The sequence below is a fragment of the Paenibacillus herberti genome (assembly GCF_002233675.1).
GTDB classification, from domain to species: domain Bacteria; phylum Bacillota; class Bacilli; order Paenibacillales; family Paenibacillaceae; genus Paenibacillus_O; species Paenibacillus_O herberti.
The window spans coordinates 1,253,961-1,280,212 of the sequence record NZ_NMUQ01000001.1 but is presented as its reverse complement, the minus strand read 5'-3'; the positions used below and the strand labels follow the sequence as shown (position 1 = coordinate 1,280,212).

Annotated in this window: 26 protein-coding genes; 10 read left to right on the top strand and 16 right to left on the bottom strand. The window is 47.1% G+C overall.

Annotation, left to right across the window (positions count from 1 at the left end; translation table 11 throughout):
• Positions 1-65 precede the first annotated feature (65 nt).
• From CGZ75_RS05920 to CGZ75_RS05890, 6 genes are all read right to left on the bottom strand, one after another.
• On the bottom strand, positions 66-1,610 hold the full coding sequence (locus tag CGZ75_RS05920) for a YcdB/YcdC domain-containing protein (protein ID WP_089523312.1): 1,545 nt from the start codon (positions 1,608-1,610) through the stop codon (positions 66-68).
• A 204-nt stretch (positions 1,611-1,814) separates the two neighbouring features.
• Positions 1,815-3,185: a HAMP domain-containing sensor histidine kinase gene (locus CGZ75_RS05910; RefSeq protein WP_089523311.1), complete on the bottom strand. Its 1,371-nt coding sequence runs from the start codon at positions 3,183-3,185 to the stop codon at positions 1,815-1,817.
• Positions 3,182-3,856 (bottom strand): response regulator transcription factor, encoded by a 675-nt coding sequence (locus CGZ75_RS05905; RefSeq protein ID WP_089523310.1) that lies wholly within the window; start codon positions 3,854-3,856, stop codon positions 3,182-3,184. The genes CGZ75_RS05910 and CGZ75_RS05905 overlap by 4 nt, the downstream gene beginning before the upstream one ends.
• 72 nt (positions 3,857-3,928) lie before the next feature.
• On the bottom strand, positions 3,929-5,890 hold the full coding sequence (locus tag CGZ75_RS05900; RefSeq protein ID WP_245850719.1) for a serine hydrolase domain-containing protein: 1,962 nt from the start codon (positions 5,888-5,890) through the stop codon (positions 3,929-3,931).
• Between the two features lie 114 nt (positions 5,891-6,004).
• Positions 6,005-6,619, bottom strand: a complete 615-nt coding sequence (locus CGZ75_RS05895; protein ID WP_089523309.1) for a DUF2812 domain-containing protein — start codon at positions 6,617-6,619, stop codon at positions 6,005-6,007.
• Positions 6,620-6,635: 16 nt separating this feature from the next.
• Entirely contained in the window at positions 6,636-6,947 is a 312-nt protein-coding gene (locus CGZ75_RS05890; protein WP_089523308.1) for a PadR family transcriptional regulator, read from the bottom strand.
• 360 nt (positions 6,948-7,307) lie between these two features.
• Here CGZ75_RS05890 and CGZ75_RS05885 point away from each other — a divergent pair, with 360 nt between their 5' ends.
• The gene (locus tag CGZ75_RS05885) at positions 7,308-7,643 is read left to right on the top strand and encodes a pentapeptide repeat-containing protein (RefSeq protein ID WP_245850718.1); all 336 of its coding nucleotides are present in this window, start codon (positions 7,308-7,310) and stop codon (positions 7,641-7,643) included.
• Positions 7,644-7,797: 154 nt separating this feature from the next.
• Here CGZ75_RS05885 and CGZ75_RS05880 read toward each other — a convergent pair whose 3' ends face one another.
• A complete protein-coding gene (locus CGZ75_RS05880; protein WP_089523307.1) occupies positions 7,798-8,223 on the bottom strand; it encodes a GNAT family N-acetyltransferase in 426 nt (141 codons plus the stop codon).
• A 177-nt stretch (positions 8,224-8,400) separates the two neighbouring features.
• Between CGZ75_RS05880 and CGZ75_RS05875 the strand changes: the two genes are divergently transcribed.
• Complete coding sequence (locus CGZ75_RS05875; RefSeq protein ID WP_089523306.1) at positions 8,401-8,604, top strand: hypothetical protein; 204 nt, start codon at positions 8,401-8,403, stop codon at positions 8,602-8,604.
• Between the two features lie 108 nt (positions 8,605-8,712).
• On the opposite strand, the gene CGZ75_RS25090 is transcribed toward CGZ75_RS05875, so the two are convergent.
• Positions 8,713-8,868 (bottom strand): hypothetical protein, encoded by a 156-nt coding sequence (locus CGZ75_RS25090; protein WP_176444693.1) that lies wholly within the window; start codon positions 8,866-8,868, stop codon positions 8,713-8,715.
• Positions 8,869-8,967: 99 nt separating this feature from the next.
• Between CGZ75_RS25090 and CGZ75_RS05870 the strand changes: the two genes are divergently transcribed.
• Positions 8,968-9,675: a DNA alkylation repair protein gene (locus CGZ75_RS05870; protein WP_089523305.1), complete on the top strand. Its 708-nt coding sequence runs from the start codon at positions 8,968-8,970 to the stop codon at positions 9,673-9,675.
• 170 nt (positions 9,676-9,845) lie between these two features.
• Here CGZ75_RS05870 and CGZ75_RS05865 read toward each other — a convergent pair whose 3' ends face one another.
• Entirely contained in the window at positions 9,846-10,730 is an 885-nt protein-coding gene (locus CGZ75_RS05865) for a LysR family transcriptional regulator (protein ID WP_089523304.1), read from the bottom strand.
• A gap of 110 nt (positions 10,731-10,840) precedes the next feature.
• Here CGZ75_RS05865 and CGZ75_RS05860 point away from each other — a divergent pair, with 110 nt between their 5' ends.
• On the top strand, positions 10,841-12,226 hold the full coding sequence (locus CGZ75_RS05860) for an MFS transporter (RefSeq protein WP_089523303.1): 1,386 nt from the start codon (positions 10,841-10,843) through the stop codon (positions 12,224-12,226).
• Positions 12,227-12,304: 78 nt separating this feature from the next.
• Here CGZ75_RS05860 and CGZ75_RS05855 read toward each other — a convergent pair whose 3' ends face one another.
• The gene (locus tag CGZ75_RS05855) at positions 12,305-12,745 is read right to left on the bottom strand and encodes a hypothetical protein (protein ID WP_089523302.1); all 441 of its coding nucleotides are present in this window, start codon (positions 12,743-12,745) and stop codon (positions 12,305-12,307) included.
• Positions 12,746-13,376: 631 nt separating this feature from the next.
• A complete protein-coding gene (locus CGZ75_RS05845; RefSeq protein ID WP_089523300.1) occupies positions 13,377-14,312 on the bottom strand; it encodes an RluA family pseudouridine synthase in 936 nt (311 codons plus the stop codon).
• Positions 14,313-14,495: 183 nt separating this feature from the next.
• On the opposite strand from CGZ75_RS05845, the gene CGZ75_RS25720 reads away from it, so the two are divergent.
• The 3 genes from CGZ75_RS25720 to CGZ75_RS05830 are packed head-to-tail and all read left to right on the top strand — an operon-like array spanning position 14,496 to position 18,416.
• Entirely contained in the window at positions 14,496-15,788 is a 1,293-nt protein-coding gene (locus tag CGZ75_RS25720; protein WP_245850717.1) for an endospore germination permease, read from the top strand.
• Complete coding sequence (locus CGZ75_RS05835; protein ID WP_245850811.1) at positions 15,697-17,250, top strand: spore germination protein; 1,554 nt, start codon at positions 15,697-15,699, stop codon at positions 17,248-17,250. Before CGZ75_RS25720 ends, CGZ75_RS05835 begins: the two co-directional genes overlap by 92 nt.
• Positions 17,247-18,416: a Ger(x)C family spore germination protein gene (locus CGZ75_RS05830; RefSeq protein WP_089523298.1), complete on the top strand. Its 1,170-nt coding sequence runs from the start codon at positions 17,247-17,249 to the stop codon at positions 18,414-18,416. Before CGZ75_RS05835 ends, CGZ75_RS05830 begins: the two co-directional genes overlap by 4 nt.
• Positions 18,417-18,587: 171 nt before the next feature.
• Here the strand turns inward: CGZ75_RS05830 and CGZ75_RS05825 are convergent, their stop codons facing one another.
• On the bottom strand, positions 18,588-19,901 hold the full coding sequence (locus CGZ75_RS05825; protein WP_089523297.1) for an MFS transporter: 1,314 nt from the start codon (positions 19,899-19,901) through the stop codon (positions 18,588-18,590).
• 62 nt (positions 19,902-19,963) lie between these two features.
• Positions 19,964-20,518 carry a cysteine hydrolase family protein gene (locus tag CGZ75_RS05820; protein WP_089523296.1) on the bottom strand — a complete coding sequence of 185 codons (555 nt, stop codon included), beginning with the start codon at positions 20,516-20,518 and terminating at the stop codon, positions 19,964-19,966.
• Positions 20,519-20,660: 142 nt separating this feature from the next.
• On the opposite strand from CGZ75_RS05820, the gene CGZ75_RS05815 reads away from it, so the two are divergent.
• Positions 20,661-21,020: a DUF423 domain-containing protein gene (locus tag CGZ75_RS05815; RefSeq protein WP_089523295.1), complete on the top strand. Its 360-nt coding sequence runs from the start codon at positions 20,661-20,663 to the stop codon at positions 21,018-21,020.
• Positions 21,021-21,089: 69 nt separating this feature from the next.
• Here CGZ75_RS05815 and CGZ75_RS05810 read toward each other — a convergent pair whose 3' ends face one another.
• Positions 21,090-21,389: a hypothetical protein gene (locus tag CGZ75_RS05810; RefSeq protein WP_089523294.1), complete on the bottom strand. Its 300-nt coding sequence runs from the start codon at positions 21,387-21,389 to the stop codon at positions 21,090-21,092.
• Positions 21,390-21,426: 37 nt separating this feature from the next.
• Positions 21,427-22,941 carry an NAD(P)H-binding protein gene (locus tag CGZ75_RS05805; protein WP_089523293.1) on the bottom strand — a complete coding sequence of 505 codons (1,515 nt, stop codon included), beginning with the start codon at positions 22,939-22,941 and terminating at the stop codon, positions 21,427-21,429.
• A gap of 146 nt (positions 22,942-23,087) precedes the next feature.
• Here CGZ75_RS05805 and CGZ75_RS05800 point away from each other — a divergent pair, with 146 nt between their 5' ends.
• On the top strand, positions 23,088-23,396 hold the full coding sequence (locus CGZ75_RS05800; protein ID WP_089523292.1) for a hypothetical protein: 309 nt from the start codon (positions 23,088-23,090) through the stop codon (positions 23,394-23,396).
• 398 nt (positions 23,397-23,794) lie between these two features.
• The gene (locus tag CGZ75_RS05790) at positions 23,795-25,078 is read left to right on the top strand and encodes an N-acetylmuramoyl-L-alanine amidase (protein ID WP_089523290.1); all 1,284 of its coding nucleotides are present in this window, start codon (positions 23,795-23,797) and stop codon (positions 25,076-25,078) included.
• A gap of 177 nt (positions 25,079-25,255) precedes the next feature.
• Here the strand turns inward: CGZ75_RS05790 and CGZ75_RS05785 are convergent, their stop codons facing one another.
• Positions 25,256-26,134 (bottom strand): LysR family transcriptional regulator, encoded by an 879-nt coding sequence (locus CGZ75_RS05785; protein WP_089523289.1) that lies wholly within the window; start codon positions 26,132-26,134, stop codon positions 25,256-25,258.
• Between the last annotated feature and the right edge of the window lie 118 nt (positions 26,135-26,252).

Below are 26,252 nucleotides of genomic sequence, written 5' to 3'. Positions count from 1 at the left end.
TCATGCCGCTCACTCCCTTCGGTGAAAGTGTATTCATCTTATCCCAGATACTTAGTGGAGGCTATTTATTTTCCCCAAATCATCTCTCCCGAGATGGCATCGATATATTTTAAGGTCCGCTTTTTTCCCTCATCATTACAGACACCTACAGTCGGTTCATACAATAGACGGAAAACAGGAACCTCTTCTTCCGAACCCGAATTCGAATCGGAATCCGAGCTTGAGCTCAGATGCCACTTAAGCTGAACTTTCATCTGTGTGATATAGGTCTTCAAGGCAGCTTCAGGTTCGATAATCGAACTGAACTTGTGTTTTTCCATTTCTTGAATCATTTCGAAAGAAACAGCGTTATACATGCAGATTTCTCCTGTTGATTTGCTGACTGTAATGGTAATTCTTCCAAGCTGGACAGAGATTCCATCGATATAGACGGGTAAAAAGAAAAACTCATTTTTTTGCCCATCCGATTCCTCTTTATCCCTTTCAACTTGGAGATATTGAGCGTACTCGGGAAATACGGTACGAAGGAAACACTGCGCCTTCTCCCAGCACTGCTTGCGATTCAGGATAGGAGCTACTTCCTCTCCGCGTCCCAACCGTTGAAACCCGATGAGGCGTTCAGTCGACTTCTCTAGCTCAACCAATATCGAAGTGCCTTCTGAGGTAAGCGGATTGTCACCCCATTTTCTCTTCATGTAAGCGTCTGAGGACAAGGGGTCAGGCTCAGGTATTTCTTCTTCCTCTTGTTCTATGAGGTGGTACCAGGATTTAATCGTCTGCCCGTCATCGTTGCACTTCTTTAACACATAACGCTCCAAGTTGATACCAAGCTGCTGCTCCCAGGGCATCGTTTCATCTACAGCAGGCTTGCGGGCCGGCTGGATTGGATGGATGGGATAACTTTGCGGCATCACATAATGTTCAGGACCGAACAGATCACGACCCGTGACAGCGTCAACAAATTGACGTTGTAGTACCGGCTCGTAAACGAGTCGATATTCGTCATCAGTTCCATTCATCTCGTACAAAGACGGATATAGGGTCACAATCGTTAACTGCATTTTCATATGGCTCACGATGTCCTGTTTCACCTTATCCGAATCCACGATGGTCGCCGGCCATTGGGGCTGTTTAGCATTGCCGGACCTGCGCCCATTAAGGAGATATCGGATCACATTCAGCTTTGAATCCAACATCAGCTTACAGCCCGTATCGGGCAATGGAAGCCCGCCAACTTCCTGGCGGAACGTATATTCAATTATGTTTCCGCGTTTTTTACTACATACGGACGTATACTGAGCTGGATCAGGAGCATACTTTGCAACGAATTTATGGGCTGCTACTCTAGTCGCCTCATCTAACATGGTCCCAGGCTCTTCTTCCGCTTCTCCTGTTTCTTCTCGACTAATAGCCAATCGTGTGAGCTGTCCGGTTGCCAAATCCAGCGTAATATCAATTTCGTTTTCCTCGTTATTAGGATCCCCCCATATGTAACTTCGTTCCCGTTCATTGCCTTGCGGAATGCTGGCTTCCATCTCAAGCTTATAATACTCAGGTATCTCAACTATCGTTTTCGCTATGTTCTTCAGTTCTGTTAAATCGATTGGCATTAGTTCCCTCCTGATAAAAGCTGAACTTTAAGATTTAACAACGAAACTCGCTACGCGAACTCATTCATCCCCCTACTATATTCTATTTCTTTTTTAATTTCCCTTTTACTGTAGCTTTTTCATTATTAATTAAGATTCTATATTCCACTATTTTCTTTATCAATTCATGCGGTAACGGCTTATCAATTGGGAATTGCAAAGCTCCTATCTATTAGTCTTAACATCTCCCGAAAAAGGCAATCGGACAACTACTGTTGTTCCTTGTCCAGCCTGGCTTGTCATCTCTATAGTTCCATTATGGAGGGTCACAATTTTTTGGGTGATGGCAAGTCCTAGGCCATTACCGCCGATGCTGCGGTTACGCGAACGGTCTGTTTTATAAAATCGTTGAAAAACATATTCAAGCTGCTCCGGGGCTACGCCAATCCCTGTATCGCATATCGTCACGACAACTTCATTCCCCGAAAGGGTCATGCCAATTTTGATATGTCCGCCTGCAGGAGTAAACTTGATGCTGTTGCCCAGTACATTCATCCATACTTGGTTCAATTGATCCCGATCCGCCGTAATCTTGAGAGCATTAGCCATTTCTAAATCAAGCAGAATGCTTTTGGCCGACCATTGCGGCTCACAAGTAACGACGATTTGCCTAAGTTGCTCATCGAGATCATACACAATCGCGTCAAATGGATGATGCTCTGAATCCAAAGATGCGAGCTTCAGCAAATTGTCACTAAGCCTTGATAACCGTCCGCTCTCCGAGATGATGATATCCAGATAATAATTTCGATCAATTTCCGCTACCAAACTGCTGTTTTTCATCGCCAAAGCAAATCCGGAAATCGACGTCAGCGGAGTTTGGATTTCATGGGATACGTTTGACACAAAATCCTGCCTCATCTGTTCCAACTGCTTCAGCTCGCTTGCCATCTCGTTAAAGCTTTGAGTCAAAGCGCCGATCTCGTCCACTCGTTTCGTTTTTAGCTCCACCTCAAAATCGCCTTTTGCCAGTCGTTTGGTCGCTAACGTTAAGGCTAGAATCGGCTTTACCAAATATCGCGCTCCGATAAGGGTGCATAAGCTTCCAATTATCAGTCCGAGTAGCAAAACGAGCATCATCATCCGGTTCAGAATCATTTCGTTCTGAGGCGAAAACTGCATAAACATCGCATGCGACTCTCCGTCAAATAACACAGGAAGGCCGACAAATGTTTGTTCCTTACCAGGAGAACGATAGTACTCTCCACGAAGCACCTGCTGGACGGCTTCCGAGTTGACTTCAATACGAGCCGTATTGTCTAAGCCATGGAATGTTGAATCCCCGGAAACATCATAAAGCTGGATTGGATAAGCCGATATTTTAACCAATCGCTCGATAAACGCTTCTCTATCATTCGGTTTGGTTTGTTCATAGAGTTGTATCATTTCCTCTCCCGCTGCAATCATGTCGTCCTGCCCCATCCAATCAATGTCTTTCTGAAATACAAAGAGACCAATAAAAAATGATGAAAACAGGCTAAACACAATGACGGCCAGAAACGTGAGAATAATGCGAACATATAGGGTTTTGATCATGCCAGGACTAGCCTATAGCCGAGGCTGCGGGCCGTTTCAATTTGAAAATGTTGCGAGTCCCCGGAAAACCGCTCCCTTAACCGTTTAATGTGAACATCGACCGTTCGATCATCGCCTTCGTAATTTTTGCCCCAGATATGAGTAATTAATTGCTCCCGTGTGAAAATTTGCCCCGGATGATGGGCCAGCTTGAACAGCAGCTCGAACTCTTTGAGCGGCAGATTAAGCGTTTCATTACCCCGAATAACTTGAAAGCTACGGCGATTCAGTACGATACCGCCCAGCTGAATCGTTTGGGACGAAACAATCCGATAACGCTTGAGCAGCGCTTTTACTCGCATTACTAGCTCTAACGGATCAAACGGCTTTGTTACGTAATCATCCGTTCCAAGCTGGAATCCCTTCACCTTATGGGCTGATTCCCCCTTGGCCGTCACCATCAGGAGTGGAATGTCCGCATTAATGCGCCTAATCTCCCTGCATAATTCCCAGCCGTCCAGCAAGGGCATCATAATGTCCAGTATGACCATATCGATTTGTTCATTTTCCACAATCGACAGCGCTTCTGCGCCATCTCTTGCCTCGATGATTTCGAATCCTTCACTTCGCAAAAACAAGGTTATCAGCTCGCGAATATGCGCATCGTCATCTGCAATAAGGATTTTAGCCATGAACATGCCTCCCCTCTGTTCTTTTTCGGCAGCCCCTGCCAATTGTTACTAATTATCCCGCCTTATTCCGCTTCAACCGAACTGCCATCCCAGCAAATTCCAATGATAAAAGAACGAGCTCATCGCCAGCGCGGACAGCGCCACGAGTGTAAAATGGATGCGCTTCAAGATCGTCCAATACTTGTTCCTCCATGCGATAACGCTTACTAGCAACATCGCAACAGTCAATGCAACCAACAGAATAGGCATCCATAAATAGAGATTGAGCGACGGTGAAATGCGACTCAGCCGTTCCAGCAAATCCATGTTCAGCACGATGACGACCGTTGCGACAGGAGTCGCAAGCGCCCAGGCAGCGGTAGTGACAGACAGCCGTATCGCCCACTTTTGTACAGTCGGCATCAACTTGATTTCACGTCGACGACAGATGAATCCTATCAAAACGGTAATAAATACAAATGCCGAGATGCCGAGCAAAAGAAACCAGAAATTTGTCCCATCAAACAGCGGCGTACGCTCAAGTGGCATAGATGCAAGAAAATCAAACACCATATGAGTCGGCTTTCCCGACTCATCGGAGCGAAAGGCGATCTCACCGCTGCCCCCGACCTGTTGAAATAAATCAGGTTCAATCGGAACGAATACTTGCTGCTCAGCACCGCTGCCTATGATGAGCTGATTATCCACAGCTTTAACGTTGATCTGCACCATAAAGCTAAAAAACTTATCAATATCGCTGTGATTGCGGCGCGTAAATTGATAGGAACCAGCATATTTCTTCACAGAGCTTGCAAGTTCAGCGGATACAGGAGGCGACAGGACTTCTTTTACCGGAAAATACCGATTGAAAAAAGCTTTCATCAAACCTGATGCCGCCGCTCCCCCATCACCGCCGCTGTAGGAAACAAAAACACCAACTTTTTTATCCGGCACCAGATAAAGTCCGGTGTTGAATACGGTATCGGCACCGCCATGAGAAATAACGCGTACTCCGTTTATCCTGAGCTCTTCAAAGCCAAGATCCAGAGCTGGCATGCGCTTGTGGAACTGGAACGCAGGGGCATGCATCAACCTTGTGGTATCCGGTTGGAGTAATTGCTTCTCTCCATAACGTCCCTGCTGAAGATGGGCGACCATAAAGTGTGCCATATCCACTGCCGAGACTGTGCCCGATCCGGCGGGGCGGAAGCCTCCCTCGAATGTTAGCGGTTTGGCTGTAAATATTCCATTCTCCATGGAATATCCTTGTACCACGCCCGGCACCATAGTCATCGGAATAGGCTCCTGAACGGTAGCGTTTTTCATATCGAGCGGAGCAAAAATGTTCTGCTCGATATAGTCATCATACGGTATTCCGCTGACTTCCTCGACGATAAGTCCCGCTAGCGAAGCTCCATAGTTGGAATACGAAGCCATTTCGCCTGGCGGCCTTACCCGTGCTGGAATATGTTTGGCAAGAGTATCAGCAATTGATATCGGGAGCTTTTTGGGATCTGTCGTAATTTGATAACCGACGCCACCTTCCTCAAACCCGGCGGTATGAGTCATTAGCTGGCGCATCGTAATGGGTTGCGGGTAGGTATTGGGGATTTGAAGCGATTTCAAATAAGTGTTGACGTCTGTGTCCAGATCGAGCTTGCCCTGTTCGACCAGTTGCATGACCGCCGTCCAGGTAAAGAGCTTTGTTGTTGAGGCGATTCGAAATAAGCTCGTTGCAGGATCAACTGACTTGCCTTCGGCGATGTTCGCATGACCGTAACCTTTAGCAAGCACAATTTTCCCATCCTTAACGATCGAGATGACCGCACCGGGAATTTTCAAATTATCCATCTGTACGTTCATCATTCCATCAACGAAGGCCGTCAGCTGAGCCTCGTCGTTCAAATCTGCCGCTGTTGTTTTCGTATTAGCGGTTAAAGCAGAGACAGAAGGCTCGGCCGCTGCAGGCGATTGAGCTTCGAACAAACTCGCTCCAACAACGAGCAACGCTGCCGCTAAAATCAATTTGCAAAATCTCTTCATCAACAATGACATGATTGGCCCCCAACATTCACCTATTTTTGATAACGGACTCTCAAGTAACAGTTGAGAGCGTATCACAATGATGTGAACGGAGAGTGAACCTTGTCGTTTTTACAAATCTGGAGATCAATCGCTTTGTGCGCTCTGATAGTACTTATTGGCTTTAAACGCAAAAATTAAAAACAGCATGATCATAATGGGAAATAATGCAAATAAAGCCCCTCTAAAAAGTGCAAACGGCGTCTCAAAAAGGAACGCTCCCCAGAAGGCCGCTCCTGACTCCTCCCATAATCCTGGCGTCAAATACAACGATTTAGGATCAAGCAGAGGGGCCAGTTCAATAAAACCGACAGCTACAAATGCGGCAAAAATAGGGATATAAAAAGCAGCCAACCCGATCCACATGTTGGATAACCGTTTATATCGACCCGCCTTTGAAGGGACATCCGAAAAAATATCTTCCGTCCCACTTTCATCCGCCTTCTTGAAGTATTGGTATCCAGAGTGTTTCGTTCCAGCGATATGCTGCCACCCGCTGTCTTCAAAAAGAGCACAGTAATCTTCAAAATCCTCCTGTTTTTTAAAGCGGCGATAGTCCATTTTTATAGCTGCATATTCCGTTTTAATAGGGGTAAATTCATATCCGCAGGATTTTTTTGAAAGGCTATATCCTTGCTTAGCCATTTCATTCAGCCACTTTTCCTCTTTATTGAGATTAATGAAAAACTTGAACACTCGCATACCGCTCCCCCATTTCTTATTTCAGAATCCCCTTTGTCACTTCGATCATTTGCTGCATTCTTTCAAAATCAAGACGTAAAAGCTCCGCTCCTCTTGATGTAATAACGTACACCTTGCGCCTGCTGTCCTCGCTTTGCACGGGTTGAATTAGCTTCTGTTTACCTAAGTTTTCGATCGCTCCATATAACGTTCCAGCCGCCATTTTGACCTGCCCGCCACTTAGCTCCCCCACCTTTTGCATAATTAAATAGCCATGAGCCGGCTCCACCAATGCAAGGAGGATGTAATAAACGGTTTCGGTTAGCGGCAGATTTTTATCTCTTTTCACGTTATCCCTCCTCTCTATTCAGCTGAGCTTTATATCGTCTGACTGTATAGCCGCATTATATACAGTTCAACTGTATATGGCAACAATAAAAACCGATACCTGTTAGAGGCATCGGTTCTCTCTGCACTACTTCGGCCTATTTTCAAAAATTCGGCCTTTGACAGCTTCTGCTATTTCCTAATGAAATATCGCAGGAGCACGATAAAGATCTCCGACGTTTTTTAGAAAACGGCTGATAAAACTTACTGATAAAACGAATCATTTTTTAGTATGGCAAAAGCTTCTTTCACTTATTAGCTCCTTCTGCATCAAGCATTGCAACTGGAAGAAACCCGATCCATTCATGATGAGCTACAACTCGTGTTTGATGAAACGTTATCGTTAACCAATCTTGATCCAATGGATATTTTAGAATTAGACGTTCCAGCCCATAGAGGACTCGTTAACCGCCACCTCTTAACAACAAGCTCAATCATTCGCAAAGACTTTAATCCTAGTAGAAGAATAATGAAAATCACGAATGATTATTTAGGCGCGAATATGAGGGGAACTGACTTGAAAGGATATAATTTCAGAGGTGCATTGCTAATTGCAGCGGATTTGAGCGGTGCTGACTTACGCAAGGCCGATTTTATTGGCGCAGATCTAAGGGATGCTAATCTGTCTGACGCTAATTTGACTGGGTCATTTTTTTAACACAATCACAAGTTAATTCAGCTAAAGGGAATCAGGGTACCAAACTTCCATATGGTCTTAAGCTCCCGCACATTGGTTGACTGGTACTTCGCTCATTAGTCGTCCCTGATTCCATAAGCAGGCATTTTTGCAGTTCCTGAAATCTCTTAAATATTCATTTGTCAAAAACAGTAAACATCCCTGTCATCTCCGGCGAGTGATCCTTGAATCCATAACTCTCATAAAACTTATCGTTTCCATGTGATGCAAAAAGACCTACAAAAGCAATACCATTCTTATATTTACACTTTTTTATATAGGCGAGTAATTGCTCTACAATCATTTTTCCAATACCTTCTCCCTGATGCTCTGGTAGGACAGCAACATCCTGAATATAAAAATACATAGCTCCATCGCCAACTATTCGCCCCATACCGATCACTTCCCCATCAAAAACGACAACTACGGCATAGACTGAATTAGCTATAGATTGTTCTGTCATTTCTGTATCTATAGTCCCCCAACCTACTGACTCCCATAGAGTGTTATGTTCGAGCACAGTTGGAGGACGCTCAATGATTAGATATTGCTTATTTGTCATGTTTACCACCCCCCCCTTGGTTTTACATAACGAATCATAGTATGACTTCTAAATTTTAACAAGTGAATTCCTAATCTAGCTCTATCAGGCATGGACCCATTCACAAGAACATATGTTTGTAAAAACTGGAACAGTATAGTAATGTAACTAGTAGGAACATACTGAGGGGGAAGTGTTATGGCTGCTCAGCAAAATAAAGGATTAAACGAGTTCTCCGATTTCTTGCTTTGGGTTGAAACTTTGAAAGTTACTGCAAAAGATGTATGGTTTAAACCTATATCCACGGGGAAATGGTCTCTTAGAGAGATTTTAGCTCACATTAAATATTGGGATAAGAATAGTTTGGAACTGATGGTTCCAAGTATGTCGGAAGGTGCTTAATTATTCTTTGTAGACATTGAAAGACATAACCAAGAAGCCGCTGCATTTGCACAATCCTACAATTCATTAGATGCACTTATCGATGATCTCGTTAACACCCGTAAACAGTTACTTGATCTGCTCCATGAAAAATACAACGGCACGACAAAATTCACGATTGACAACGCCAACTATTCCTATAAGAAGTTTGTGAATGTATTCATTCATCATGACGAGCACCATAAAAAACAAATCGAAGCCTTTCTGGAGCAAGAGAAAGTACATATGACTTAATCCCTCCTTCCAATAGCTAGCTATTTATCTTATACAAGCAAATTTGATAAGCTAAAGACAAACTACCATAAACAGAAGGAAGTGTTAAACATGACCTTGGAAACGGTTATGCAGGAGCTTGAAGCTCTCGGCAAGGAGCGAACAAAAAAAATATACATGTCCAATGGTGCGCACGAACCTCTTTTTGGCGTAGCTACTGGCCAGATGAAACCCATAGCCAAGAAAATTAAGCAGAATCAAGCTCTGGCTGAGCAGCTTTATAACACGGGGAACTACGACGCGATGTACTTTGCAGGCGTTATTGCAGAGCCTAAAGCAATGACTGAAGAAGATTTTGAGCGTTGGATCGATTCGGCTTATTTTTATATGCTGTCCGATTATGTGGTTGCCGTTACGTTGGCAGAAACGGATATTGCCCAAGAAGTTGCCGATAAATGGATCGCAAGTGGCGAGGAACTGAAAATGTCAGCGGGCTGGAGTTGTTACTGCTGGCTTTTGGGCAGTAGACCGGACAGTGAATTCTCCGAAACTAAACTTTCAAATATGCTGGATTCTTTGAAAAATACGATCCACGATTCGCCAGAGCGAGCAAAATACGCGATGAATTATTTCATTTACACGGTCGCAGTATCCTATTTGCCGCTCCATACCAAAGCGGTCGAGACTGCGTTGGCAGTAGGCCCTGTAGAAGTGAACCGCGACAAGACAAAGAGCAAATTACTGAGTGCTTCTGGCAATATTCAAAAAGCAGTAGATAAAGAGCAACTTGGTTTCAAACGCAAGTATGTAAGGTGTTAAGTCTACTCAACAGCGAAGAAAAATTCCACTTATCGACGTTACTCGGTGGACAGAATTATTTCAACAATCTTAATGGCAAAAGTTCGCGAAGAGCCCCACTATTGTGAGCACTTCGCGGACAAGTTGAACTGAGACGTACATTAAGTAGCTCGCTTCCCTACAACTCTTCATTAAGCCTGTTTGGACAAAGCTCCAAAATACTCCTCTACTACCTCCCGAAAATCCAGAGCAGCCCGTGAAATGTATCTATTCGTGTTCCATAATAATGCTATCTCCCGAACTAATTCGTGATTCTCTACTTTGAGATATTTAATATTTTCCCGTGAATTCCATGCCGTGCTTGGTATGAAGGCTACGCCAATTCCGGCTTCCACAAGAGCAGTAAGCCTCGCGGGTTCATCTCCCTCATACACGTATGTAGGTAAAAATCCAACCGATTTGCATATAGAGTCAACCACATCTCGAGTACCGTAACCTCTCTTTACACCGACAAACGATTCATCCTTCAGCTCAGCCAAAGATACGCTGCTTCGATCTGCCAGACGATGCCCATTTGGAACGGCTACAAGGATTGGGTCGACAAACACGATTTGGCATTCGATGTTATCTGCTTTTATAGGAGGTGAGGACAAGCAAAAATCAACCTCTCCTCGATCTAGAAGTTTAATCATCTCCTGCGTTGTCAACATTTGCACATGAAAATGAATATAGGGATGCTTTTTTCGAAACTCTCGAAGGATATTGGGCAATGTGCTTGCAGTCGTCACCGCTAATTTGAGTTTACTATATTCCGGATTGGATAAATCACTAAGCTCCTGCTTCCCCTGCTCCAATTCAAACAAAGCCCTTTCTGCACGGTGAAGGAATCTGCTTCCGAACTCATTCAACCGCAGCTTCCGCCCTACTCGATCGAATAAAGCGACCCCTAGATCCTCCTCCAAGCGTTGAATCGTTTTGCTCAATGACGATTGAGTAACATGTAGATTTCGTGCAGCTTCGGTCACATGCTCCAAACGAGCTACCGCGAGAAAATAGTGTAATTGAAGAAGTTCCATTCAGCGCCCCCGTTCATTCCTTCAAGTCAATGAGATCATAACATTAAATGCGTTGGAGTGAATTAATGATTTCAAGTACGATGAGATTAATACGCTTCGGGGGGACAAAAATGAGTATTCGCAGCAGGTGGTTAATGATTGCCGTAGGTCTAGGAATATTATTGAACCCATTAAATTCTTCGATGATTTCGGTTGCTATTCCAAGCCTACAAAAGGTGTTCCAGCTTGACTTTACAGCTGTTTCTTGGATTGTTTTCTCCTTTTACATTGCCAGTGCTATCGCCCAACCTGTCCTAGGAAAGGCCAGTGATTTATTCGGGCGCAGAAACCTATTTCTTACCGGACTTGTTATATCCTTCATTACATCCTTATTAGCTCCATTATCACCAAACTTCGGATGGCTCATCGTTTTTCGCATTGTGCAATCCATCGGAACAAGCATGATGGTTGTTGTTGGAATGGCCCTTGTTCGAATTCATATTATGGAGAAACAAGCGACTGCGCTGTCTGTTTTGTCCATTTTTCTATCGGGAGCGGCTGCAGTTGGACCTTTTATCGGTGGAATCTTGATTCATTGGTGGGATTGGCATGCGATCTTTTTCGTTAATATTCCGTTTGTGGTGGCTAGCTTTCTATTGGCTTGGAGGACTATTCCTAAAGATGAGCCGCGAACAACCGTAACACGCAACATGTCCTTTCGTAAATGGTTGGAATTGATTGATGCGACTGGGATTCTGCTCTTCACGGTAGGGCTGGTTGCTCTGCTCTTTGGATTACTCTCAGCCAAATCATCAGGGCATATCTCTTTAGGAAATGTCATTGTCGGGCTGATCGGCCTTGTAACGCTGGGTGCTTTCGTACGACATGAATTAATAGCGACGTCACCCTTTATTCCATTGCGCACATTCGCCAAATATCCCGCGATGACTTGGGCCAATGTGGAATTCATGCTCGTTAATTTACTTTTTTACTCCCTTTTTTTCGGGCTCCCGTCCTACTTGCAAATGGTTCGTCATGTTAGCGAATTCCAAACAGGAATTCTCATGTTAAGCTTAGGCTTGTGTTCGCTCGTTAGTGCTCCAATAGCAGGACGTTGGATCGATAAATCAGGACCTCGATCAGCATTGCTGCTGTCTGCAATTTTGATGACATTTGGATCGGTGTGGCTCGTGACTTTGGATCAAACTTCACCGGTTATCAGCGTCTGTTTGGCTTTGGCTGCATTCGGCATTAGCAACGGGTTGAACAGTGTAGGTATGCAAGCCCTGTTATTCCAAAGTTCGCCAAAAGAAATAATAGGTATAACATCCGGATTGTTTAACACATCCAGGTACCTGGGAACCATTCTCTCTTCCTTATTAATCGGTATTGTAATGGGAGGTAAATTCAGCTTCGAGGGATTCCGATTGCTTGGGATTATCCTCACGCTAGTTGCATTATGTTTAGTGTTTATTAGTCTGCGCTGCCGAGAATCTGGGCAAATGCAAGAGTCGTGAGCACTTTGCCTTTCCTGTCCACCTGCTGATCGTCTTTAACCGGGGGCTAATACTTGAAGAAAAATACAGTTAAAATTATCATTCTTTGCCCCAGTCTACAAACCAAGCATCTCCAACAAACTCATTCCAATAAAGAACCAGACTCTTTGCTTTTACCTTCCACAGACAAAAATCATTATCTGAACCGAATATTTCGTACATAACACCATCATCTTGTTCACTTTGAGTAAATTTGAGAATCTCTAGTTCTTTAAACTCAGTGCAATTAATTTTTTTTGGAAACTTATCTTCGAGGAACAAAGTTGCTTCGCTGGACATTGGATTTACAAAAATCAATTTGCAATTATCTGTATTCTTAGCGACAGCATGAGGGTTGAGCGGATGATTTGCCAGTATGTTTATTGATTCTATGTCTACAACTATTTGGTTCTCCATTACTTGGATTTTCTCTACTAGAGCGTCATGAAAATCTAAGAAATCAAAGTATTCATCGGTCGTTGAGTATTTCCATGTTCTCAAATTGCTTCACTCCCGCGCCAGCACTTATTTTCATCAAATTTCGAATCACACCTTCTTTAACAACTGATTATTTTCGAGTATACCGTCAGTATAAAGTTAGCTGTTTCCTCATTCTCGTCACTGCTCTCCCTCAATAATCTTTCTGCAGAAATTCCATTCAAAAGCGCTTTATTCTTGAATTGGGATATGACTTCCTTCAAGTCGTCAACCTTGTTCAAGTTACATCCAAAAGGCAGTTCCAACTTTTCATAGTAGGAAACTATCGAAATTCTTATCGCTGGAACTAAATAATCGACCCATAAATAAAAGACAAAACGTTTCCCTTTATAGTGCTTGCTCAGATATGTACTTGTTTTAGCAGATATTTCAGACATTATTAAAATTATTTTCCTAACCATTAGGAAGCGACAATCATCGCATAAAATATGCGGACTGTCGCTTTCTTTTTATCCGAGGTAGGTGAATATGCCACCGAGGATCAGCGAGACTCTTGATCAGATCGACAGAAAGCGAAATGTACTGAATAGGGGCATCCTCATGTCTTGTACACGATGGGTCGTATGATGTACGAGGATGCCGTACAGGAACATATCAGGTTGCAGACTGCAAGAAATATGGCTCCTCGACAACATTAATTTGATCTAGGAGAAGGCGGTCTAAACGGGCTAAGAAACGACTTTGGGATGTCTGATTCGAAACGCAAGAGTTCACCGTTGGCCGGATGCATAAAAGCTAACACTCGAGCGTGGAGCCCCATTCGTCTAATTACATTGGACTTCGAACCATATTTTTTATCCCCAACAATGGGATGCCCCAAGTCTTGCATGTGGACGCGGATTTGATTTTTGCGACCTGTTTCGAGCTCAACGCCCAGTAAGGTAAAGTTACTATTGGATTGAATGGTTTTGTAATGGGTCACAGCGTGGAGGCCGTCATTAGGGTGATGACTGGAATACATTTTTAGTGTGCTGGTTTCTTTCAACCAAGAAGAAATGGTACCTTCCGCTTTTTTAACCTTTCCTTCAACCAACGCAACGTATGTCCGCTCCTTAACGGTGTCCTGCCAGGAGTTTTGAAGCAATTGCTGAACCCGCTCGCTCTTGGCGAACATCATTACACCGGAAGTATCGCGATCCAGACGATGAACGACAAAAATCCTGCTTCCAGGATCTTTAATTCGAACATGAGCCGTTAGCTGCCGGTAGGCTGTCATTTCATTCTCTTTGGGAGAAGCGATCGACAGTAAACCAGCTTCCTTCTGAATAACGATGATATCTTCATCCTCATGCAGGATAGTTAACCCCACGATCGGCGGCTCTTCAACAACCTTGTCCTTGCGGATGGTTACCGTTTGTCCAGGCTCAAGGGGACAATTGTATTCCGTCACGACCCGGTCATTGACACTTACTTGTCCGCGAGCTAATAAAGCTTTAACGGAGTTCCGACCGAGCTTGGAATGTTTATGTAATAAAAAAAGCAGCAGCTCCGTCGGCTCTTTGACGGTATACTGGCTGATGTTGGGACGATTGACTTTAGGTTTCGAGTAGTTCGTTTTGTTCTTATGCATAATGAGGTCCTCCTGCTTCAACTATGCTACCACTATAACACAATCGGCTGTCTCAGTGGGACAAGACGCTTCTATACTGCCTCTGAGACAAGCTTGACCACCCCATCCACCAATCTCTCGAATAGAAAAAAATGGGTACGCCCATACTAAACCCGCATGATTCAGAAAGTGGGTGATTGTTCATTGAATGGCAGAGTCATGAATGTGTTCCAAACTTTCCTGATCCTCATGCTGTCCAATGGGCTCGCATGCCATGTCATCGTCAATCCGATGCTTCTGGATGCCTCGGGAAGGGATGCCTGGATTACAGCCCTGACAGCAGGAATCTTTTTTATCGGCTGGAGCATGATGATCTGGAGCATTATGAAGCGCAGCGGACAGCAGCATTGGCGGGAATGGCTGGCCGAGCATACCCACCCGGTACTATCCTGGCTGCTTGTCGCCCCCGTCTTGCTGCTGCTTTTTTTGACAGCCATGGAGACCGTTGCTCAAACGGTCAGCTGGCATATTACCAACTATTTGCCGGCAAGCAATTCGCTTCAATTAGGTCTATTGCTGCTGCTCATTTGCCTTTTTCTCGCCTGGTCTGGATTAAGAGCGGTCGCTATTGCCTCTGGCGTGTTATTGCCGATTGTTATTGCCCTCGGTATTCTCGTCGGAGCTTCCAATAGCCCGATCAAGGACATGACTTTACTGCGTCCAATCTTGGAGCATGGCTGGGGACCCGTCCTGCAAGGAATGATCTACGCAGGCGCTGCCTATTCCGAGCTGATTATTATTATTATGCTACAGCATCACATCCGCGGATCAATCAAAGCCTGGCATATGTTCTCTTACTCACTCTTCTCCGTCATTATTATGTGTGGTCCCATTATTGGAGCCATTACGGAGTTTGGCCCGCTGGAAGCAGCCAATCAGATGACTTCGCCCTATGAGCAGTGGAGACTGCTGCGGATCGGGCAATATATTGAGCATCTTGATTTTTTCTCAATTTTCCAATGGCTCTCTGGTGCTTCAATTCGGGTGACGCTAGCCGTCATCATTCTCTCTGACAACTTCCCGTTCCGCACCATGAAGCAGCGCAAGCTGTTCATCCTGGCTCTGCTAGTTTGCTTCGGCATCGCTACTCTGCTTCCTGTGAATGAGTATGAGATTTACGTGCTGATGTACCGTTACTACATGCCCGCTGTTTTGGCCGCTATTTTGCCGCTGTCCCTCGTTTGGTTCGGGGTAGCCATCGCCATCAAACCGGGGAGGAGGATCCAGCATGAAGGGCAACAATCCGCAGGTGGGCCAAGTCAACAGTCGCAAAGAAAGTCCACCAACCGAGCAGACAACAGAGACAACCAAGACGAAACAAACGGAAGATCCGCCGAGGCCTCAGTTGCAGGCAACTCAGGAGGATCAGGAGAAGAAGCCAGCGCGCAGCCCGGGCAAACAGCAGGACCAACCAGTTCCGCTGGAGGGACAAGCTAAAACTTGGACGCGCCAAGAGCTGCTGAAGCTGTTCCAACATTCGGCTGATGTAGTCGTCAAAAGTTCTTTTTTCGGCATGGAAGGCGAAAAAGAAGTTGTACTCATCTATGCCGTCGGTCTATGCGACACGATGATGATTAACCGACTTGTTCTACCCGAGCTGGCTAGTCATTTCGAGCAGCGCGGCAGCTTTTCCCGTCCACTGCTCAGTCTATCCGACTCGCTGACGATAGAGGGCTTTCCGCGCAATCCTTCCCAAGTGGAGCTGGAAGAAAGCATTTATTCCGGTATCTTGCTTCTCTTTTTCGTGCAGGACGGGCTGCTTGCTACCCTTAATATATGCAATCCACCTAGGCGGACACCCAATGAGTCCAGTACAGAAATCTCGATTAATGGTCCTCGCGACTGTTTTATTGAGGACATTGATACGAATATTGCCCTTGTTCGCAAACGGATGCGCACAAGCTCGCTGCATATCGAGAACTTCACTGTTGGCAAACGGACGCGCACTCGCGTTTCGTTGCTTTACATTGAAGATATTGCTGATCCGAAGCCGCTGGAAACTGTTCGCAGGAGAATGAATGAGATCGATATTGATGGTCTCTATTCGGTGAATCAGCTAGAGTCACTGCTTCTTCAAAGCCGATTCAAAATACTGCCTCTCGTCGATTTCACTGGAAGACCGGACTTTGTCATTTCCAGCCTGCTAGCAGGACGTTTTACCCTTATTGTAGACGGCAATCCAATGGTTATCATCGCTCCAGCCTCCCTCTCTTTTATTATGAAATCGCCGGAGGATGTCCATTTCAATTTCTCTTATGTGTCATTCGCTAGGATGATCCGCATTATAAGCTTGTTTCTGTCGATCTTTCTGCCGGCGATATGGATTGCTCTAATGGCCTTCCATCAAGATCAGATTCCGTTCCGATTGATGGCCACTATATCCATTTCCCGACTAGGAATTCCTTTTTCGGCACAAATGGAAATGCTGCTCCTGCTTCTGCTCTTAGAAATTTTCAAAGAAGCCGGGGTTCGCTTGCCGAACCCGATCGGCCAGACGCTGACTTCAATCGGCGGTCTCATTATCGGGGACGCGGCGATCCGCGCAGGTCTTGTCTCCCCATCCGTGGTCGTCGTTGGAGCGATTACTGCGGTTTCAGGCGTTACACTCGTCAATCAGGTGCTGAGCACGGTCGTAAGTATTTTTCGATTCTTTTTCTTTTTAGCCGCCTCCTTCTTCGGCCTGTACGGGGTCATTCTAGGAATGGTGTTACTCGTCGCCTATATGTCAAGACTGCAATCGTTCGGTGTCAGCTATTTAACTCCGTTGTCCCCCCTTTTACCTAAGGATGTGCTGGCATCGTACCTCCGCGTGCCATGGGCTTATCTGAGTCGGCGCCCCTCAAGCACCGTTGGCCCGAATAAGGACAAAGACCATAAAGATGGAGGGGACAATTCTTGAAAAGACTGCTGATGCTCGTTGTTGTAGTTCTAACTTATGTCTCCATCCAGGGTTGTGCCAACTCAAGGGACGTCCAGTCGATGGCATACGTTACCGCGATTGGCCTGGATTATCAAGATGGCTTGTACCAGGCTTATGTACAGGTTTTAAATTTTTCGAACGTTGCTCGGAGCGAAGCAGTTGAACTCGGCAAAGCGGTCCCTATTTGGATTGGTCGAGGCCAAGGTGAAACGATATCTGGAGCAATCGCTGAAACTAATGCGACCGCTCAATCGAGGCTATTTTGGGGACATGTCAAAGCCGTCGTAGTCACGAAAAACGTGATGAGACAGGGCTTAGCAGGCTTGAACTCTGCGCTGATTCGAGACAGTCAAGCCAGATATACCGTTTTGTTTTACGGCACGGAAGAGAAGCTTGAGGATATTCTAATCCAAAAATCGCTTTTCAACCTGTCGCCGCTTGATACGATGATTTTTACCGCCGTGCAAATGAATACCCAAAAAGCTTATATTCTGCCTATGAACGCCAATGAAGCTTATGCTTACCTGAATGAGCCGGGTGGCTCAGGCATGCTCCCGGAAATCGGCATTAACCGCGACACCTGGTATGAAGATAAAACAATTAAACCTATGTTCATCATTCGAGGAGCCTACTTTTTCAACGGATATGATCTCCAGAGTCATATGCATATGTTGCCTCTAAAAGGAATGCGCTGGCGTGACAGCAAACTTGATGTAACACCGGTTCAATTGATTGCAAACGGAAAGTCAGCTGCCGTTCTAATGCTAGGACACCCAAAGTTCAACATCAAGCTACGTATGGAGCGAGGTGTTCCCCGTTATGACATCACCATCAAGACTGGCGGTTATTTAGGAGAGTTGATCCAGCAGAAGTCCGTCCAAGAGCTTCAGACGATGGCTGCTTCCGTCATTGAGCAAGAAGTCATGAACACGTATAAGTCTGCCCTCTCCAAGCATACCGACTGCTACCGGCTGCAGCTTGAGCTTTATCGCCGGTATCCACGGATTTTTCGGGAGCTTACGAGCAACAGCTCTTTTTTCCTTGATGAAAGCTCGATTGCTTCGTTGAAGGTCAAGGTATTTCTTAGAACGACTGGGAATTTTAAAGGGAAGTTTTATACGGAGGAAAAGGGCGGCAAAGCATAGCTCAATGGGGCTTCGATTAGTTGATTTTTCGGTCGGGTTGTGGCGGGTTCGGCCCGCCTTTTCACCAAATGTTTAATCATATTAATTATAGGTTTACATAATTATCCTTACAATTTTAAAGGCCAAAAAAGCGGCCAGCAGCCTCTATTTCGGCTGCTGGCCGGCCTTTTTTTATCGTGATCGGACGCTCTCGTCCTCTTCCTCTACTGGCTTGAAACGATCCTTCATGAAGAAGTAACCAAACAATAAGGCAATCAATGTGTAGATAACTGCCGTAACACTAAAGGCGCTCGCGTACCCATGATAGGCCCCATATGTGGCAACAAGGCCTGTGCTAATCGGCGCCGCAATAAACCAGCCAAGGTTAAACATCGCCTCCCCGGAGCTTGCCGCCAGCCCCCTCAGCGAGCGATCCACATACCTCATTTTGATCGTGCTATAAAAAGGATTGGCGGCATTCATAAGCGCCTGCCGGAATAGATATCCTGCGCTTGCCAACCAGAACTGATTCGTATAAGCGGTGAGCACCAAAAACGGAATCGAAGCGAGCTGCAGCCATACAACCGCCCGCACTTCACCCATCTTCTGTGCAATCGCAGGTCCCAGCAGGAATGCTATCGCCGTTGCACCTTGGCCCATCGCGACGACGAGTCCGATGCTTGAATTAGATGCTTGGAAGCGATCTTCAAAATACACATTTAAATAAGGCACGACCATGCCCCCCGCCATCGACGAGAGTAAGCTGAGCAATGTAAAGGCCGCTATCGCTATGTAGGAGGAGCGATGCTTAGAAAACTTGGCACGCAGGCTGAGCTTGGCACCGTCACTCTCTCCTCCAGCGCCGGAATCATAATCGCCCGTCAAAGCTCCATCATCATTACGGAATTTAAGTACGGGATAAAGCCCCGCCGCTGCAATCGCGACGCCAATCAGCAGCGTTACCCGCAGGCTGGATACTTCACTTAGGCCAAACGAGCTGTGCAGCAAATCGCTGATGATACCTCCACCTAGATTGCCTGCCACATTTGCTGCCATAACGAGTGCCATATTGAAGCTGAACAGATGAATCCTTTGCCTTGGCGACGAGTTATTGGCCATAAAAGGCATGATCGTAGCGGATACGATAGCCTGTGCCATGCCTCCCGCAAAAGCAAGCATCGTCAGGCTGCTACCGCCTGTCGCCCATGCTCTAGCCGCTAATACCGCAATGACAGCAGCCGTGCCGATACTGACCATTCGCTTGGGGCCAAAGCGGTCATTCGCAAGTCCCGCTGGAATGAGCACCAAAGCCGCTGCAAGCGCAGTAGCGCCAACGATATCTCCTACCATCGTTGGCGCGTGACCTAGAGCTTTGATATATAAATTGTAGATTAGGCTATACATGCCAAGTCCGATATTCCACAACAAATTGAAAATGAAAAAGAGCCTAATATTACGGCTGTAACCGCCTAACTGCTCGCGCCATTCCTGGATAAATGTAGACATGAGGTCATGGTACCTCAAACATTCCGTTTCGACAACGGAAACAACTGGAAATTATTGCGAATTTAGCGAATATCTGCTCCTAAGCAATTTTTGAAATGCTGCAGCGCCCATTCATGCCCAGCCTGATTGAAGCTGGCTACGGCGTTCTCGTAAATGACCAGCTTGTAGCCGAGGTTATAACCGTCAACAGCGGTATGGAGAATGCAAATATCAGTGCAATCACCAACGAGATGCAGCTCCCTTACCCCTCGCTCCCGCAATCTTAAGTCCAGATCCGTTCCGGCAAAAGCTGAATATCGGGTTTTGTCCCGGTACAGTACGTTCGGAAATCCCTTAATTGTTTCATACAACTCACCCAGCTTGCCGTACAGCTCGCGTCCAGAAGTGCCGCGTAAGTTATGAGGCGGGAAAAGCTCTGTTTCCGGATGATAACGATCGCCTGGCTCATGAACATCTACTGCGAACACAACCCAGTCGCCAGCCTCCGCAAACTCGCGGGTCAGGCGCACAACCTCATCCTCGATGAGCTGACCGGGCTCTCCGCATGTAAGAGCTCCATTCTCCGCGATAAAATCATTCGTATAGTCGATATTTAGAAGTGCTCTCATCGTGACCATTCCTTCCGCAATATAGGTTTTCCATTATCTTCATCCTAGCGAATTAAAGCATGGGCTGCAATTTCCATCATTATGTAGTGAACACGGTTGACGAGAGCTGGCGAATTGGCTAGCATACGAAAAGGAAGGAGCGTGTACGAACATGCAAACAGCTCTTGTGCTTGGAGCTATCTTTATGTTTTTAGCTGTTGCGATTGGGGCTTTCGGCGCCCACGCGCTAAAGGAAAAGCTGGCCGGAGATGCCGGCAAAAACTACGGGACCGGCGTCCTCTATCATTTGATTCATGGGGTAGCAATGATCGCTGTAGGAGCTGCCGCAGGAGTGCAACCTTCCTCGCTGCTAAATACGGCTGTATGGCTGTTTGCCGTAGGAATCATTCTGTTCTCTGGCAGCCTCTATGCGCTTAGCCTTACCGGAATCCGCAAGTTAGGAGCGGTCACGCCGCTCGGCGGTTTGGCTTTTCTCGCGGGATGGGTACTTGTCGCTATAGCGGCCCTCTAAGCTTGGTAGTTCCTTCATCCCCGAGCCAGTTGGTAAGTCGGTTCGGGGGATTTTGCTGGCATCGCTTAACTACAGTTGATCCAGTTGCCTATTCTTTATCTTTGGCTTGCAATCATGGCATACTCCTAATATCCTTCCGTTCTCATCCGTAAAAAAACCAAGTCGAGACGAGAGCTTCCGACATAGGGAGCATGGCTGTTGCTTGCCTCGGGCTGCCTTTGCCGCTTGTTTGTCCCTAATGCTGCGGGCAGTTTTCAGCTTCACAACCTTCAAATTTTTAGCCGCAGCAGAGGTTCGTCCCCGACTCGTGAACAGGATGATCAGCGCAATTATTACTGCTGTTGCCGCCGCAATCCAAACAATTAACATTCCATCCCCCCCCTTTGTCAAAGTGTCATCCTCTCTTCTATTTTGACTTCATAGGCCGATTAGATGCAAGCCTCTTTAGCCGTCTTCCGTAAGCGTACATAACGATCAGATGAATCTTTGCCTGACCGTACTTATACAGGAGCCAAGGCAAAGCCGGCATATAATCATGAATGGCAGCGAGGCAGTCCTGAGATTCCGGGAGCTGCGTGAATTCCAGCCGTCCATCAGGGGCCTCTGCGGTCAAAGCAAAACATCCGCCGGTAATCCGATAAACCGAACGATGGGCCGAGCTAAGCTCCCGAGCATAACTCAGCTCAAGCACCGGCTTGCGCAGCGGCCTTACCCGAATGCGAATGATTTCATTTTCCGCGTGCTCGGCATAAATGAAGGGCTTAAATGCATTAGAAAGCCAATTGACATAATGTTTGCCGGCCCAGTCTGCATTTTTGCCAGGCGGTAATGTGAAGCGTTGAACCGATCGCACATCGGATTTGAGAGCTTTCAGCTTTTTTGAGATGGCCGGTTCGCTATTGGGAGATGAGTCGGCTTGCTCTTGAGCCAATGGAGATTGACTTGAATGAGCTTGAGCCTTCTGTTTCTTCATCTCCTGCTCCAGAGCCTGTTTAGCGGCCTCCCGATAGCTGATGCTCCCTTTACTGATACCATCTACTTCATTCTCTTTACTCGCAACCATCGGATGAGCAAGACTTTCCACAAGCGGATAGGAAATCGCCTTCGGTGCGCCGGTGATGAGCGAGATCCACAAGCGGGATAGCTTAATCGTTGGAAAAGGAAATGGAATCATGATGCGCTTCAGCCCCATCAACTCGCCCGTTTCCCGCAGGAGCTGCCCATAGCTCATTATGTCAGGTCCCCCGACATCTATGAAACGACCCATAACTTCCGCGCGCCCAATACTGGCGGTTAACGCATCCAGCACATCAGTCAGCGCGACTGGATGGGTCTTCGTTCTCGTCCAGCTTGGCATGACCATGATCGGCAGCCTGCGCACCAGCTTGGAGAGGATCGGATAGGAAGAGCCTTCTGGCCCGACGATCAATCCAGCGCGGATAGTAGTGACTGGCACACCGAAAGAGCCAAGTATGCGCTCCACTTCCAGGCGGCTGCGAAGATGGCGAGACAGATCGTTTTCAGGCAGACCAGCAGGAATCATGCCGCTGAGATAAATAATTTGCCGGATGCCATTCTGTGCAGCGGCACGAGCAAAATGCGCAGCCAATATCGCATCCATATCCTCGAAGCTGCCTTGGGTCAGCTTGGCCGAGGGCAGCATGGAGTGAATCAGATAAAAGGCGATATCGGCCCCGCGCAGCGCCTCAAGGGCTTGCTCCTGCGAGAAAAAATCGCAGCTTCTCCACTCAACTTGGCTGCAGTTTTTGCTGGCGTCCGTATTTCGGGAGATCGCGATGATATCCGCATCTTCTTCAAGTCGCTTCAGCAGATGGCTCCCAATATATCCACTTGCCCCTGTAAGGGCAATGACTTTTCGCCGCTCCCGGCGATTAATCGGTTCAAAAGAGTTTATCCGCATATGATTTCTCCTTAGACCATTTCAATATCACTACATACCCCGTTTCAACCTCGAGGAAGCAGCATAAAAATGTACTTGCATCCTGCTTGTCCTTTATGTAATTATAATTAGATACTAAAACATTTACTTCTAAAGGAGTGGCGGAAATGCGTAAACCTCTAGAGCGCTTCAAACAGGAACTAGATCATCAAGGCAAGCTTCAAGGTCGAGAATCCGTCCTCATTGCATTTGATCATTTGCTGGATCTGCTCGATGAACATGTGGAAATGCATCGCCTTGAGATTGGCGCACGCAGCATCAATGGCGAGAAGTCCAAGGGCGAGGTCGAAACAGCAATTCGGGAAGAGTCGGACTTTTTCCGCTCTGCCGTAAATACAGTCATCGAGCGTACTATCGCCGACCTCATCCACCGAGGCGACAAGGAATGGAAAAAGTTCTATGAACGTGTAGAGTAACTATGGCTCATACCAGGCCTCATCACCAAGCCCCTATTTATGGGGCTTTTTTGTATTGAGCGCAACTTCTCCTACTCGAAAGCCCCGCTGGCGTCAGCTTACATTTGCATATCGACGTTCTTTTTGGCATCCTTATCGTTGACTGTACGGGCCCGAACTTCTTGTCCCTGCTCGGAATATTCTATTAGTGCAAGTTCAAAAAGGTCACCATTTAGCACCGAGAAGGTTGTATGAATCAGAAGAAGGAGGAGCGGAATGTAGGCAAACCTACATGAGCACCGGACTTCGAAGGTGAATACAAGATTCGATGTCGAGTTCACTTCCTGGTTTACATCGTGATCAATGGTGGCCTTTTTGAACAACCTCTATTATATCCCAATCGTAAAGGAGTGAAAAAAATGGCAGCCGTCATAACGCCAATCATAGGCAAACCGATCATCCAAGCGGACGTGATGACGAGTTATGTCCAAAAGGTCAATCCTGCGTTTAATCCTGAGATTGCGCGGCAATTCTGGATCATTAGCAGCCGCTACGGCCTGCGAGGCGACATCGCGCTCTGTCAATCAATACACGAGACAAACTGGTTCCGCTTTGGAGGCAGTGTGAAGCCCCAGCAGAACAACTTTGCAGGAATCGGTGCGACGGGTGGAAGCAATCCAGGCTCTAGCTTTGTTAGTGTGGAGGTTGGGGTCAAAGCGCAAATTCAACATCTATACGCCTACGCTTCCAAGGCTTCGCTGCCAGCTGGTGAAGTCGTTGTTGACCCGCGCTTCTCTCTCGTGCAAAGAGGAATCGCCCCCGCATGGGAAGATCTCGCCGGCCGCTGGGCTGTTCCTGGTTATGACCGCAGCAAATATGTTTCGCTGCAAACTGCGCTCGCCGCAGGCGAGACTTACGGTCAGAAGATCATCCGCCTTTATGAAGCAATGGCTGCAGCTGCACCACCGAATCCAGGCAGCAATCAACCGGTGCTTCCGATCGTCGTCCTAGACGCCGGTCATGGCGGGACGGACCCTGGAGCTAAGGGCTCCGGCATCGTAGAGAAGGATAGCGTGTTGGATTTGACGCTGCGGACAGCCTCCGTGCTCCGATCTCGCTACGCAGTCGACGTTCGGCTGACGCGCAGCGCGGATGTTTTTGTCCCACTGAGCGACCGAGCAACTATGGCTAACGGCTGGGGAGCGGCCTATTTTGTAGCTCTACATCACAATGCTGCCGGAGGAGAAGGATTCGAATCCTATGTGTATCCAGGAACACGAAGCGGGCCTGCCGGAAAGAACCAGGATACGGTCCATGCCTCAATTATGAAGGCCCTCGGCCCTCTCGGCGTGAAGGACAGAGGCAAAAAAGAAGCCAATTTCGCCGTGCTTAGGGAGACGAACATGCCCTCGGTGCTGCTGGAAAATCTGTTCGTCGATAATGCCATTGATGCGGCACTACTCAACAATTCAGACGTTCGCCAGAAACTGGCGATAGCAATAGCGGAAGGAGTGGCAACAGCGATGGCCCTGACACCGGATTACCCGGCTGGAACGCCGGATTACAAAATACAAGCGATTGAATGGCTTTATACCCAAGGTCTGTTAAGCGATCCAATCTGGCGGAAACAGCCCGATACGCCATTGCCGCTGTGGGCGGAAGCGCTCATTATTCAGCGGCTGTATACGATGCTTAAGAGCTGATTCAGCTCCGGTTGAGTTTATGTACCGGGCTTAGTTCCTAGCTCATTGTGATGCTGCTCTCACTTTCTGCACGGCAAGTGGTTTCTAACGTGTCCTGCCGTTGGGGGATACGTGCCGGCAGTCGGCCAGGCGTCCCAATCCGCCGGTCCATCCAGGATCGGCGTACATAATGACGGGTCAGTTGTCCATTTCGCCTACAAATTGCTTGATATAACTCATGAACTTGCGCGCCGCGGGCGACAGCAGCTTAAACGAGGCTGCAGCGATGGCAAGTGTACGATAACGACCGTCCTCCAGATCCACAATTGCCGCCCGGTGGTCTCTCCCACGCAGCACCAGCTCCGGCAAAATGCTTATGCCAAGCCCATGCTCCACCATAGCGATAATGGCGTAATCGTCATGCGTCTCATACTTGATCCGCGGCCTGCGGATAGCCTCTTCAAGAATGCGCCTCACATCGTAGTCGGAGCCTTCCTTTGGAATGATAAATACTTCATCTTCAAGCTGGCTCAAGGACAACCGGCGCTCCCCCGCCAGCGGATGCTCCGCAGGAAGCACGCATAACATACGATCCTTCTTGAGCGCAAGCGTATCCAGCCCTTCTCGCGCAGGCAGCGACAGAAAGCCCAGGTCCATGCTTCCATCGGATATGCCCTCTTCGATGTCACTGTAATCGCCCTCGATCAGCTTAATTTCTATTCCAGGAAAGTCGCGATCAAAAGCTTTAATCATCGCAGGCAGCCAATGAACGGACACGCTCGTGAACGTGCCGAGCCGAACGGTACCGGCCTGCAGCCCTTTGATCAGGGCGATCTCCTGAGTCAGCTGCTCTTGCGAGGCCAAGAGCTCTCTGATCGGGCGAAGCAGCCGTTCGCCGCTTTCGGTCAGCCGAATGCCGGATCGGCTGCGCGTCAGCAGCGCAATTCCGAATTCCTTTTCCAAGCTGCTGATCGCATGGCTCACCCCGGATTGAGTTAGGCCGAGTGTATCACCGGCACGAGTCAAACTACCTAGCTCTACGACCGTGCTAAACACTTCGTATTTGAACAAACTCATCGTCTGCGACCCCTCCTCGATACATGCATAATCCTCATGTTATGAATGAGAAACATTCAATTCCCTTATGCTTCGCGCATTAGTATACTTTACCAGGGATGAAGGTTCAAGCTGAAAT

Bases quoted from the DNA above. Each gene is read 5' to 3' on its own strand.
- CGZ75_RS05815 (WP_089523295.1), top strand. From the start codon at position 20,661: ATGCAAACAGCTCTTGTGCTTGGAGCTATCTTTATGTTTTTAGCTGTT.
- CGZ75_RS05845 (WP_089523300.1), bottom strand. From the start codon at position 14,312: ATGCATAAGAACAAAACGAACTACTCGAAACCTAAAGTCAATCGTCCC.
- CGZ75_RS05790 (WP_089523290.1), top strand. From the start codon at position 23,795: ATGGCAGCCGTCATAACGCCAATCATAGGCAAACCGATCATCCAAGCG.
- CGZ75_RS05895 (WP_089523309.1), bottom strand. From the start codon at position 6,619: ATGCGAGTGTTCAAGTTTTTCATTAATCTCAATAAAGAGGAAAAGTGG.
- CGZ75_RS05920 (WP_089523312.1), bottom strand. From the start codon at position 1,610: ATGCCAATCGATTTAACAGAACTGAAGAACATAGCGAAAACGATAGTT.
- CGZ75_RS05910 (WP_089523311.1), bottom strand. From the start codon at position 3,185: ATGATCAAAACCCTATATGTTCGCATTATTCTCACGTTTCTGGCCGTC.
- CGZ75_RS25090 (WP_176444693.1), bottom strand. From the start codon at position 8,868: ATGTACTTTCTCTTGCTCCAGAAAGGCTTCGATTTGTTTTTTATGGTG.
- CGZ75_RS05805 (WP_089523293.1), bottom strand. From the start codon at position 22,941: ATGCGGATAAACTCTTTTGAACCGATTAATCGCCGGGAGCGGCGAAAA.
- CGZ75_RS05810 (WP_089523294.1), bottom strand. From the start codon at position 21,389: ATGTTAATTGTTTGGATTGCGGCGGCAACAGCAGTAATAATTGCGCTG.
- CGZ75_RS05820 (WP_089523296.1), bottom strand. From the start codon at position 20,518: ATGGTCACGATGAGAGCACTTCTAAATATCGACTATACGAATGATTTT.
- CGZ75_RS05875 (WP_089523306.1), top strand. From the start codon at position 8,401: ATGGCTGCTCAGCAAAATAAAGGATTAAACGAGTTCTCCGATTTCTTG.
- CGZ75_RS05870 (WP_089523305.1), top strand. From the start codon at position 8,968: ATGACCTTGGAAACGGTTATGCAGGAGCTTGAAGCTCTCGGCAAGGAG.
- CGZ75_RS05905 (WP_089523310.1), bottom strand. From the start codon at position 3,856: ATGGCTAAAATCCTTATTGCAGATGACGATGCGCATATTCGCGAGCTG.
- CGZ75_RS05800 (WP_089523292.1), top strand. From the start codon at position 23,088: ATGCGTAAACCTCTAGAGCGCTTCAAACAGGAACTAGATCATCAAGGC.
- CGZ75_RS05825 (WP_089523297.1), bottom strand. From the start codon at position 19,901: ATGTCTACATTTATCCAGGAATGGCGCGAGCAGTTAGGCGGTTACAGC.
- CGZ75_RS05880 (WP_089523307.1), bottom strand. From the start codon at position 8,223: ATGACAAATAAGCAATATCTAATCATTGAGCGTCCTCCAACTGTGCTC.
- CGZ75_RS05785 (WP_089523289.1), bottom strand. From the start codon at position 26,134: ATGAGTTTGTTCAAATACGAAGTGTTTAGCACGGTCGTAGAGCTAGGT.
- CGZ75_RS05900 (WP_245850719.1), bottom strand. From the start codon at position 5,890: ATGTCATTGTTGATGAAGAGATTTTGCAAATTGATTTTAGCGGCAGCG.
- CGZ75_RS05865 (WP_089523304.1), bottom strand. From the start codon at position 10,730: ATGGAACTTCTTCAATTACACTATTTTCTCGCGGTAGCTCGTTTGGAG.
- CGZ75_RS05860 (WP_089523303.1), top strand. From the start codon at position 10,841: ATGAGTATTCGCAGCAGGTGGTTAATGATTGCCGTAGGTCTAGGAATA.